At 41.9% G+C, this 12845-nt stretch carries 4 protein-coding genes; all 4 read right to left on the bottom strand.

From position 1 onward, the window contains the following. Nucleotides 1-121 precede the first annotated feature (121 nt). Nucleotides 122-7489 carry a phage tail-like protein gene (locus Q5W13_RS03500; RefSeq protein WP_304445388.1) on the bottom strand — a complete coding sequence of 2456 codons (7368 nt, stop codon included), beginning with the start codon at nt 7487-7489 and terminating at the stop codon, nt 122-124. Between the two features lie 439 nt (nt 7490-7928). After that, nucleotides 7929-9083, bottom strand: coding sequence for a T9SS type B sorting domain-containing protein (locus Q5W13_RS03495; protein ID WP_304445387.1), 1155 nt, complete (start codon nt 9081-9083; stop codon nt 7929-7931). Between the two features lie 5 nt (nt 9084-9088). After that, nucleotides 9089-10585, bottom strand: coding sequence for a hypothetical protein (locus Q5W13_RS03490; RefSeq protein WP_304445386.1), 1497 nt, complete (start codon nt 10583-10585; stop codon nt 9089-9091). Then, nucleotides 10548-12734 carry a phage tail-like protein gene (locus Q5W13_RS03485; RefSeq protein WP_304445385.1) on the bottom strand — a complete coding sequence of 729 codons (2187 nt, stop codon included), beginning with the start codon at nt 12732-12734 and terminating at the stop codon, nt 10548-10550. The genes Q5W13_RS03490 and Q5W13_RS03485 overlap by 38 nt, the downstream gene beginning before the upstream one ends. Nucleotides 12735-12845: the final 111 nt, after the last annotated feature.

Raw genomic sequence — 12845 nt, 5'->3', positions numbered from 1 at the left:
TTCAGAATCAAATCTAGTACGGTCCGTACCTCCATTATCGTTATCTCCTATGATTACCTCAAATGTTGTAGTGGTTTGGCTACTATATGATATTCCATGTCATCATTTCCAGCACCACCTCTTATGGTTGTGATAGTTGAATAATATAATCTGAATCTGCTGTTGTACCTGCGGCCAAAGTAACTTGGTAGTGACCCAAACCAGCCAGTTTTGTGACAGTAACTCCGGGAGTTGATTTTATAACCGTTCCCGCCGAAGAAATTTTACCAAAAGCTTTGATAGGACTGTTATAGAAAACTCCCGCGTCTGTACCTGCGGTAACGCTATTTCCAGCATCAGTACTGATTTTTGGGTCTGCTGAAGGAGCGTCTATCCAATCTGTGCCAGTTGCTGTTGATGACAGTACTTGGCCAGCTGTTCCAGCTTCTCCATCCTTGTCTTCAAAACTACCGTCTAGTCTCATGTTATTTGCTACATGAAGACTTTCGTCTGGTGTAACTGTTCCAATACCTACATTTTGAGAGGCATCAATAAGTATCGCATTTGTTGCGTTGGTGGAAAATCCTAACTCATTTGTACCTTCTTTATACATCCCTGTGTCTCCATCACTATTAAAACGATACGAAGGACTATTGGCTGTTCCATCTGCATTCGCAAATGAAGTAGCTCTAACTTGGCCTGTAACTTGTAATTTGTGTGTTGGGGTATTTGTGCCTATACCTAATCTGTTATTTGCGCTATCCCAAAATAATTGGTCGTTATCTTCAATAGGAGTTCCTGTAGGGCCTGCAAAGAAAACAGAACCAGTTGTTCCAAAGTGGTTAAAAGTGCTGGAATCTATCCAAGAAACTGTTCCTGTGTTATCTGTTACCAATGATTGATTATTGGCTCCTGCAGCTATTTTTAAGGGAGTTACGGCACCGTTGGCAATGGTTAAGGTAACATCCTTAAAAGCAGAATCGGTTCCGTTGGTAACAGTTAAGTCCGTAGAAGTAATATCTCCAGTAGCTAAACCATCAACATAATTTTTAGTGGCTGCATCTTGGGCGTTGGAAGGGTCTAATAAATTAGTTAAGGGATGACTGGCCATAGACAACGTTCCTGCCATGGCATCTCCGTTTACATTCAAATACCTAGCATCGTTTGTAGAAAGGTCGGTAGTTACTTCTTGCCATCCTGTAACATCATCATAAATAAAAGCAACTCCATTTCTATCTGCCGTTAAGCCAGACTCCCCGGAAACGATATAGATATCTGAATCTACACCGGTTGAAGGAAGATTAACTTCAAGACCTGTTGACGTACTGGAAAGGATTACGGCAACATTACCATTTGCGGCTGGCACAACCCCGTTTACGCTTCTTACTACACTGGTAACATCATCGGTTCCATTTGCCTCATTAGTAAAGCGTAGAATACTTCTGTTTCCAGAAACTTCTGCAAATGAGGTTATAGTTTCATTAATAGCCACTGTAGAGGCGTCAGGTTGCGTTATGGTTGCAATTTTATTACCCGTAACTAAATCTGAAATATTCAGGGCATCTACTTCTAACGCTCCAGTTGTAGCATTTTGTGATAAACCATTGCCTGCAACATCACTATTTATTTTGGCGGCGGTAACTGCATCGGTTTCAATGGTTAAAGCACCGGTGTTGGATAGGGTAGCGTCTCCGCTCATCGCAACTCCTTGTGCAATATTACTATTGTCTCCAACAAAAATATTGCCGTTTGCGAGGCTATTTACACTTCCAACTTGACTGTCAACATACGTTTTTACTGCAAGTTCTGTTGGGAACTTCGTATTAGAGGCGTCAGCAAGATTTACGTCCGTAGATTTATTATTGGCATCTTCTTTTAAGTTGATATTGTTTTGAAGCGTAGTTTCTGCTGTAGTAGCTCTTAGTTGTTCCGCTAAAATAGCGGCATCTGCATCGGCTTCATTTTGATTTACATCATTCTGAACTGCGGTAATATCAGCTGATTCTTCCAAAGCTGAAAGGTTAGCTGTTACTGAAGTTCCACCTTCACTAATTGTTAATATGCTTGAAGTATTTATGGTAACTCCTGTAATATCGTCATCGGCAGTAGCTGTAATTTGTCCGTCTACATAAGTCTTAACGGCAAGTTCAGTTGGGAACTTTGTGTCCGTAACATCTGCAAGGGTAACATCGGTCGATTTGTTTACTGCATCTTCTTTTAAAGCGATGGCAGCGTCGGCATCGGCTTCGTTCTGGTCAACATCATCTTGAACGGTAATGATATCGGCAGATTCTTCTAAATCGGAAAGGTCAACGGTAACGGAGGTAGCACCTTCGTCAATTTTTAAAACGCTTGAGGCATTGATTGAAGCTGCAGTAATATCGTCATCTGCATTGAGTGTTATTTGTCCGTCCACATAAGTTTTTACCGCAAGTTCTGTTGGGAACTTGGTATTGGTGGCATCGGCAAGGGTAATGTCAGTTGATTTGTTTGCAGCATCTTCTTTAAGAGCGATGGCTGCGTCTGCATCTGCCTCATTTTGATTTACATCATTCTGGATAGCAGTTTCGGCAGCAGTTGCTCTGTTTGTTTCTGCTAAAATTGCAGCATCGGCATCTGCTTCATTTTGGTTAATATCATTCTGGATAGCAGTTTCGGCAGTAGTTGCTCTGTTAGTTTCTGCTAAAATTGCGGCATCTGCATCGGCTTCATTTGCATCAACATCATTTTGAACTGCAGTAATATCTGCAGATTCTTCCAAATCGGAAAGGTCAACGGTAACGGAAGTGGCACCTTCGTCAATTTTCAAAACACTGGCGGCATCTATAGTCACTGCAGTAATATCGTCATCTGCAGTGGCGGCAATTTGTGCGTCCACATAGGTTTTAACCGCAAGTTCCGTTGGGAACTTGGTATCAGTTGGGTCGGCAAGGGTAATGTCAGTTGATTTGTTTGCGGAATCTTCTTTTAATGCGATGGCAGCATCGGCGTCTGCTTCATTTTGGTTAACATCGTTTTGAATAGCAGTTTCAGCGGCTGTTGCTCTGTTGGTTTCGGCTAAAATTGCAGCATCGGCGTCTGCCTCGTTTTGGTCAACGTCATTCTGGATAGCGGTTTCAGCAGCAGTTGCTCTGTTTGTTTCGGCAGTAATGTCTGCAGATTCTTCCAAAGCGGAAAGGTCAACGGTAACGGAGGTAGCACCTTCGTCAATTTTCAAAACACTTGCAGCATCTATAGTCGCTGCAGTAATATCGTCATCTGCAGTGGCGGTAATTTGTCCATCCACATAGGTCTTAACGGCAAGTTCCGTTGGGAACTTGGTATCGGTAGCATCGGCAAGAGTTACGTCAGTCGATTTGTTTGCGGCATCTTCTTTTAAAGCGATGGCTGCGTCTGCATCCGCCTCATTTTGATTTACATCATTCTGAATAGTAGTTTCAGCGGCAGTAGCTCTAGTTGTTTCGGCTAAAATTGCAGCATCGGCGTCAGCTTCGTTCTGGTCAACGTCATTCTGGATAGCGGTTTCGGCAGCAGTTGCTCTATTTGTTTCGGCAGTAATGTCCGCAGATTCTTCCAAATCGGAAAGGTCAACGGTTACTGAAGTGGCTCCTTCATCTATTTTTAATAAGCTGGCAGCATCTATAGTTGCCGCTGTAATATCGTCATCGGCAGTTGCTGCTATTTGTCCGTCCACATAGGTCTTAACGGCCAATTCTGTTGGGAATTTGGTGTCTGTAGCATCTGCAAGAGTAACATCGGTTGATTTATTTGCGGCATCTTCTTTTAATGCGATGGCCGCGTCTGCATCGGCTTCGTTTGCATCAATGTCATTTTGAATAGCTGTTTCGGCAGCTGTTGCTCTGTTTGTTTCAGCGAGTATAGCCGCATCCGCGTCAGCCTCGTTTGTGTCAACGTCATTTTGAACAGCAGTAATATCGGCAGACTCTTCCAAAGCGGAAAGGTCAACGGTAACGGAGGTAGCACCTTCGTCAATTTTCAAAACACTTGCAGCATCTATAGTCGCAGCAGTAATATCGTCATCTGCAGTGGCGGTAATTTGTCCATCCACATAGGTCTTAACGGCAAGTTCCGTTGGGAACTTGGTATCGGTAGCATCGGCAAGGGTAACGTCAGTCGATTTGTTTACTGCATCTTCTTTTAAAGCGATGGCAGCGTCGGCATCGGCTTCGTTCTGGTCAACATCATCTTGAACTGCAATGATATCCGCAGATTCTTCTAAATCGGAAAGGTCAACGGTAACGGAGGTAGCACCTTCGTCAATTTTCAAAACGCTTGAGGCATTGATTGAAGCTGCAGTAATATCGTCATCTGCATAGAGTGTTATTTGTCCGTCCACATAAGTTTTTACCGCAAGTTCTGTTGGGAACTTGGTATTGGTGGCATCGGCAAGGGTAATGTCAGTTGATTTGTTTGCGGCATCTTCTTTAAGAGCGATGGCTGCGTCTGCATCTGCCTCATTTTGATTTACATCATTCTGGATAGCAGTTTCGGCAGCAGTTGCTCTGTTTGTTTCTGCTAAAATTGCAGCATCGGCATCTGCTTCATTTTGGTTAATATCATTCTGGATAGCAGTTTCGGCAGCAGTTGCTCTGTTAGTTTCTGCTAAAATTGCGGCATCTGCATCGGCTTCATTTGCATCAACATCATTTTGAACTGCAGTAATATCTGCAGATTCTTCCAAATCGGAAAGGTCAACGGTAACGGAAGTGGCACCTTCATCAATTTTCAAAACACTGGCGGCATCTATAGTCGCTGCAGTAATATCGTCATCTGCAGTGGCGGCAATTTGTGCGTCCACATAGGTCTTAACCGCAAGTTCTGTTGGGAACTTGGTATCAGTTGGGTCGGCAAGGGTAATGTCAGTTGATTTGTTTGCGGCATCTTCTTTTAATGCGATGGCAGCATCGGCGTCTGCTTCGTTTTGATTTACATCATTCTGGATGGCAGTTTCAGCAGCAGTAGCTCTAGTTGTTTCGGCTAAAATAGCAGCATCCGCGTCAGCTTCGTTCTGGTCAACATCATTCTGGATAGCAGTTTCGGCAGCAGTTGCTCTGTTAGTTTCTGCTAAAATTGCTGCATCAGTGTCGGCTTCATTTGCATCAACATCGTTTTGAACGGCAGTAATGTCGGCAGATTCTTCCAAATCGGAAAGGTCAACGGTAACCGAGGTACTACCTTCGTCAATTTTCAAAAGACTTGCAGCATCTATAGTGGCTGCAGTAATATCGTCATCTGCGGTAGCAGCAATTTGTCCGTCCACATAGGTCTTAACGGCAAGTTCCGTTGGGAACTTGGTATCGGTAGCATCGGCAAGGGTAATGTCAGTCGATTTGTTTGCGGCATCTTCTTTTAATGCGATGGCTGCATCGGCGTCTGCTTCGTTTTGATTTACATCATTCTGGATGGCAGTTTCAGCAGCAGTTGCTCTGTTGGTTTCAGCTAGTATTGCTGCATCAGCGTCTGTTTCGTTCTGGTCAACATCATTCTGGATAGCAGTTTCAGCGGCTTTTGCTCTGTTTGTTTCTGCGAGTATTGCCGCGTCCGCGTCGGCCTCGTTTTGGTCAACATCGTTTTGAACGGCAGTAATGTCCGCAGATTCTTCTAAAGCTGAAAGGTCAACGGTAACGGAAGTGGCACCTTCGTCAATTTTCAAAACACTGGCGGCATCTATAGTCGCTGCAGTAATATCGTCATCTGCAGTGGCGGCAATTTGTGCGTCCACATAGGTTTTAACCGCAAGTTCCGTTGGGAACTTGGTATCAGTTGGGTCGGCAAGGGTAACGTCAGTTGATTTGTTTGCGGCATCTTCTTTTAATACGATGGCCGCGTCCGCGTCTGCCTCATTTTGATTTACATCATTCTGGATAGCAGTTTCAGCAGCAGTAGCTCTAGTTGTTTCGGCTAAAATTGCAGCATCCGCGTCAGCTTCGTTCTGGTCAACATCATTCTGGATAGCAGTTTCGGCAGCAGTTGCTCTGTTAGTTTCTGCTAAAATTGAAGCATCAGCGTCTGCTTCGTTTTGGTCTACATCGTCTTGAACGGCTGTAATGTCGGCGGATTCTTCCAAAGCGGAAAGGTCAACGGTCACGGAGGTAGTACCTTCGTCAATTTTCAAAACACTGGCAGCATCTATAGTCGCTGCTGTAATATCATCATCTGCAGTGGCGGCAATTTGTCCGTCCACATAAGTTTTTACGGCAAGTTCTGTTGGGAACTTGGTATCGGTTGGGTCGGCAAGGGTAACGTCAGTCGATTTGTTTGCGGCATCTTCTTTTAATGCGATGGCAGCATCGGCATCTGCTTCATTTTGGTTTACATCATTTTGGATGGCAGTTTCAGCGGCAGTAGCTCTGGTTGTTTCGGCTAAAATTGCAGCATCCGCATCCGCTTCGTTTGTATCGACATCGTTTTGAACGGCAAGTATAGCCGCATCCGCATCGGCTTCATTTGTATCAACATCGTTTTGGACAGCAATAATATCTGCAGATTCTTCCAAATCGGAAAGGTCAACGGTAATCGAGGTAGCACCTTCGTCAATTTTCAAAACACTGGCAGCATCTATAGTCGCAGCAGTAATATCGTCATCTGCAGTTGCGGCAATTTGTCCGTCCACATAGGTCTTAACCGCAAGTTCCGTTGGGAACTTGGTATCGGTGGCATCGGCAAGGGTAACGTCAGTCGATTTGTTTGCGGCATTTTCTTTTAATGCGATGGCTGCATCTGCATCTGCCTCATTTTGGTTTACATCATTTTGGATGGTAGTTTCAGCAGCAGTAGCTCTAGTTGTTTCGGCTAAAATTGCAGCATCGGCGTCAGCTTCGTTTGTGTCAATATCAGCTTGTAAATTTGTTTCGGCAGCTGTAGCTCTGCTAATTTCAGCAAGTAGTGCGGCATCTGCATCCGCTTCATTTGCATCAACATCGTCTTGAACTGCAGTGATATCTGCAGATTCTTCCAAAGCAGAAAGGTCTGCAGTGGTACTATTTCCGTTCTCGATATCAATATTTAAAATAGAAGTAGTAGCATCTAAATTGGCATTTTCCAAATTTTGGTTGTCCGTACCAACAAAGTTTATTGCGCTAGTACCATTACTAAAAGTATAGCTACCATCTAGATTGTCTACTAAGTTTGCTTTTGAAATTATAGCAGAAATACCCGCTTCATTCGTATAGGTTACCGTACCATCATTATTATCCAATAAGGCGGTAATGGTTTCCCCAGCAGCAATGTTTACACATAGACTGGACCAAATATTACCTTTGTATTGAAACAGGCAATTCTGATCGGTGTTAAAGACCAGTGCCCCATTTAATGGAGTAATACTGTTCATTTGGGCATTGGTAACCCGCGTAACCACAAATACTTTAGTGGAACTTTCTAGTTCCATTAACGAGGCCGCATCAATCTGATTAATGTTATCTCCAATTTTTACTTGTGAAAACGCGAGTTGCGTTAAAAACAAGAGAACGACGAGGGGAACGTTTTTCATATTAATTTTCAATTTTATAACCATTTATTTTTGAGAACAAATGGTAGGTCGGTTATAATTATTCTTTGAAAATGACATTCAAAAAATAAGCTCAAATAGCTTTAAAGAAAATTTTAGATTCGTGTGAAAGGTTTCCTTGTGGGGGGCAAGTAGTCTAATGTTCAATTTTAGAATCCAATTAAATTACGGCTTAAGCTTAGATATATGTTTTAAACTTAAAATGTAAATCCCTGACATGTCATTGTAAATCAGAGCCTCTTTAACTTTTTTTATGTAAAGTTAAAGTCAGATCGATGAAATGCACACTATTTGTTGTGAAGTGAAGGGAAGTTGTAGTGTTACAAGGGAAAATAGTTGTAGGTAAATTCTGTAAAAGTAAAATGAAGTATAAAAGATCGATGAACGGTAAAAAAAGAGACCTAAGTGGTCTCTTTTTTAATTAATCGTTCGCCAAATATAAAAATCCTTGGAATTCAAGGTCCAAATCGTCTAGTGTAACAATATAGAAATACACCCCAGAAGGAAGGCCTTGATCTCTTGTTATGACAAAATTATTTTGTGTGGAAAGTCCGTTGAACTCATCCGTATAGTTTTGTTTTTCAAAAACCTTGAGTCCCTCACGGTTATAGATCTGTACAAAGTTGTTAGGTGATAACGCCAATTCTGGAATCTCAAGAAAATCATTAATGCCATCTCCGTTAGGAGAAACAAAATAGTTTTCTAGCTCTAAAAAATCTCTAGGTTCACCCATGGCGGCAAACGTAAGTACTTCATAGTCATCCGGAATAAAAGAACCGGAAGCTACAACGCCTTCGTTTAAATCTCCTGCAGGTGCTGAGCCATTAAGGCTTTCCCAACGGTTGGTAGCTTTACTGTAACCTACAATGGCAATCTCGTTAACATCACTGGTTAGAAGGCCAATGTTGCTACGTTCGTTCCAAGAGAGTTGTATGCTAGAAGGTACGGAACCTTCTAAGTGCCAAAATTCTATGGTACTGATATCGCCAATCTGGGTATCTTTATTATTTGTATTATATGAACCCGGTAGGGTAGTAGGGTTATTAGCGTCTTCTATAAAATAGGCACATCTGGCTAAAGTATTAATGCCTTCTGAGTTTAATATTAACGGTCGTAATTGCTCCGTATCTCCCACAGGAAAAATAAAATTCTGCTGATCGTTTACACTCGCGTACCCGTCTACCTTACTAATATTACTTTGTCCATTGGGGAAAGCATTTGCCAAGAAGTTAAGTGATAAAGCAGGTTGTGCCCGATCGGTAATTACATCTCCAGTAACGAAGTTGGCATTGTTCAGTACGTTTAAAGCGTTCTGTAAAACTGTTCCTGAACCTGTTACAAACTCTACATCATATAGCGTAGCGGGAAAGCTACCACTAATGCTGCGAAGGTTATCTCCGTAGAAACCGACTAAGCCCAGATTTTCATCAAAACTACCATCATTAATTAGATCGGTATGAAAGCCCATGACACCACCTTCATGAATACGGAGGTTACCGGTATTGTACAAAGCTTCTTGTGCCTGTACGCCCGATGCCAAAATTAGAGCCGCTATGTATAAGATGTGCTTTGTCATTTTACTTAGTTGATTTGTTGCCATTCTACACCATCACTTTGTAATTGAAGCACAACGGCATTAAGGTTTATACTTGCAATTCCATTGGAAGTTCGATATGAATCTATTGGGATTGGCCCTCCTGTTGAATTCTTTAATATATATATTTTGCCTGTATTAGCTGCAGGAGCAGGTAAGTTAACAGAGGTTCCTGAAATTATTATTACAGTATGGTCATCGTCCGCAATGGTAATTGCTCCTCCTGAGTTTTCTCGTCTTATTTTAGTTGAAAATGCTCCGGTAACAGTTACATTAGTTAAGTTCCCATCTTCTTCAATATGCAAAGCCTCTACACCCCCAACACTAAAACCGATTTCATCGGCCGCAGGTCTGAACATGCCAGTATTACCATCATCTGAAGTGCTAAAACTATAAGCAGGCGCACCAACAGTACCACCAGCTGAATTTACTCCTTCTACTCTAACTTCTCCGGCAAAGTGAAATTTGTCTAAAGGAGGGTTTGCACCATTTCCGAAGCCTACACTCCCGGGACCGGTAAATACTAATGATTGCCCTGTTCCTATTTCATAAGTTCTTATGACTTCGGTTTGAGTTAAATTTGTTGTTGAAAGGTTGGCTCCACTTACTGGTGCCCAAACTACATCACCAGAGCTATCAGTTGTTAAAACTTCTCCGTCCGCTCCTTCTGAAATTTTATCTGGAGTTACATTATTGTTTGCAATACTGGTTGTTACTACTGCTCCTGCTGCAATCTCATCAGTATTTACTGCTCCCGTAGCTATTTTATCTGCTGTAATAGCATCGGTTGCAATTACAGTCGCTGAAGTTGGGCCTGTTACATCGCCTACTAAATCATTTACACTAAATACATTAGTTGCAGATAAATCAAGTCCTGCTCCGGCTGTATAGGGAGTGGAAGCAGCTGCACCGTCATCTGTGCCAATTTCCCAAGTCGTAAGGGTATTGTTCCATTTCAATATTTGTCCATCTGTATCAGCTCCCATTGGGCTAAGGTCTTCAATCGCAATAGTATTGTTTGCAATTTTAGCAGATGTCACAGCTTCGTCTAAAATATTTTCTTCGATAACAGCATCAATGGCTAATTCATCTGTAGTAATGACGTCATTGGCAATATCCAGTTCAGAAGTTGCAGTACCGTCACCTGTAAATGAAGCAGAGGTAGTTACAGTAGCAAGGCCTCCTGATGCTGCAATCCATGAATACACACCAGCACCGTCTGTAGACAAAACGTTTCCACTTGCTCCGCCTGTAGGAAGTTCAGCTGATGCAGCAACAGCTGCTGTTAATTCTACTTCAGTAGCAAAACTTGATAAATCTACATCTTGCCCTGTACCATTTTCAATACCAATGGTTAATAGTTGGTCTGTTAATACAGAGCCTTCAATATTTTGTTCATCTGTTCCGCTACCTCCACCGGTTCCCCAAACAGTTTGACCAGAAGCATCAGTCGTCAATACTTGTCCAACAGCACCATGGGCCATTTTGAGCGATTACATTTCCGTATAGTTGTATGTCTTTGTTACTTAATATACTAAAGCTTTTGTCTGTTAATGTTGGGTTTGATACTACTCCATCTAAATTTTGAAGAAAGTGAAAATCACCAACACCCCAAGCTCCTGTTCTTTCGAATGCTAAAGACCCTTTTCCATGTGGATTTTCCGAGTCAACCGCAAAAAGGATACCCGATGCTGTATTTGGCGCACCACTTCGTTTTTGAATTTGAAGAGGAAATGAAAGTGCATCTGGTCCACCTTCCATTATCTGTACTTTTGCATAATCTCCAAAAGGACCGCCATCTATGCCAATCCCTAGAGCACCACTATTAATTCTTTTGCTTTGGTCCCAAATTAGACTAGGTGCTGTAGTCATATCACCATTATTTGAATTAAAAGCGGTTGTTGGTAAACCTGTAGTAGCATCTGCGTAAAAAAGTGACATAGGAGTTCCTGAATGCTCGCCATGGGCAGCTTCAACAATCCAAGAAGTAGAATCTTCTTCCCATCTAATTACATCACCATCAGCAGCTCCATTTTGGTTAATGTCTATTAATTCAATGGTTGCATCTTCTATTTTAGCAGAGTTAATAGCGTCATCAGCTACTGTATATTCATTACCAATAAGACCAGTACCTGAAATTGTATTGGCATCAAAAAGAGCAGACGCTCCACTTGGTGGAAGATCAGACCAAACTACGGCACCAGTAACGTCTGTACTTAAATATTGTCCGTTAGTAGTTGAAGGCTCTATTTTAATAGGTGTAACATTAGCATCTACAATTTTGTCTGTTGAAATGGCACCATCAGCAACAGTATACTCGTCACCAGCAATTCCCGCTCCTGATATCGTATTAGCATCAAAAAGAGCGGATGCTCCGCTAGGAGGCAAATCAGCCCATACAACACCAGTGGCATCAGTACTCAAATATTGTCCAGTAGTAGCTGAAGGTTCTATTTTAAAAGGATTTCCAGCGGTACCAATACCTGTAATTGTTGTTCCGTCTGCTACTTCAGTGCTTCCACCACCTCCACCAACAGCGGTTAATTCATAAGGCGTTGCCGCAGAACCATCTCCTGCAACTGTAATACTCGTAGTAGAGGATATTTGTGCTGTAGTTCCGCCACCTGCTAAAGAGCTTAAATTTACACTACTTCCGGCAACAGTAGCGCCATTGGAAAGGCTAAGAATATTTGTTGCTAAGTCAAAATCTAAATCTGTTAATTCGTTCGTAACGCTTCCATCAACTGCGGTAGCATTTATTACATAAGGCGTGGCGTCCGTACCATTTCCTTGAATGGTTACGTTGTTTCCAGGATTTATCTTAGTATCTGATCCATCTGCCGTAGGCAAATTAACAGAACCAGCAACACCACTTATAGAAAGTTGGGATCCAGTAAGGTTTAAGGTTTGTAATTCGTTGGTAGGACTATTATCATTATCCGCAGCAATCGCAGCAGCGTTGGTCGCAATACTGGTTTCTATTGTTGTAGCATCAAAAAGGGCACCACCATCACTTCCAATTACAATAGCATTATTGGCATCGGCACTTACTATATTGGCACCGGTAATAAAACCAGCATCATTATTAAAGAAGCTTAAACCAAGACTATCCCGATCAATAGCATATGGACCAACTGCATTTTCAGCAATTCTTGCCTTATCTACGGCATTAGGAGCTAATTTTCCTCTGCCTATAGATCCATCTTGTATATCTACACCATTAATACCTCCATTTAATATTTGATCGCTAGAGATACTATTAGGAGCTATTTCTATATTGTTACCATCCGCAGTAGGGGTAATTACAATAGTACTTTCGTCATTTTCGATAGGTAAAGCCGTAAGAGCACCGCCATCAATACCTTCACACATACTAATCCACGCTGTACCATCATAATAATAGACACAATCTGCTGTAGTGTTATAGACCAAGGCACCACGGTTGGGTACAATGGTTGCCATTTGTTCTGAATCTACTCTTGTAATGACCAATACCTTATCTGAACTCTCGAGTTCTAGAATAGAGCTTGGGTCAATAACTTGTGGGTTATCACCTATTTTTACTTGAGCTTGAGCAAAACTGATGAGGAAAAAACCGATAAAGAATAACGGTATCGAGATGCGCTTTTGCATACAATTGCGATTTAAAATTTTAGGGTAAACAAAAATAAAATTATATTGGAACTTATCTAAATTAACAAGACAAACTACGTGTAAGTCTAGCTAAAAGGATTATGGGTATTA

Origin of the sequence: Zobellia laminariae, from assembly GCF_030553095.1 — a bacterium.
GTDB lineage: Bacteria > Bacteroidota > Bacteroidia > Flavobacteriales > Flavobacteriaceae > Zobellia > Zobellia laminariae.
The sequence above is the reverse complement of the archived record's forward strand: the minus strand, read 5'-3'. Positions and strand labels throughout refer to the sequence as shown.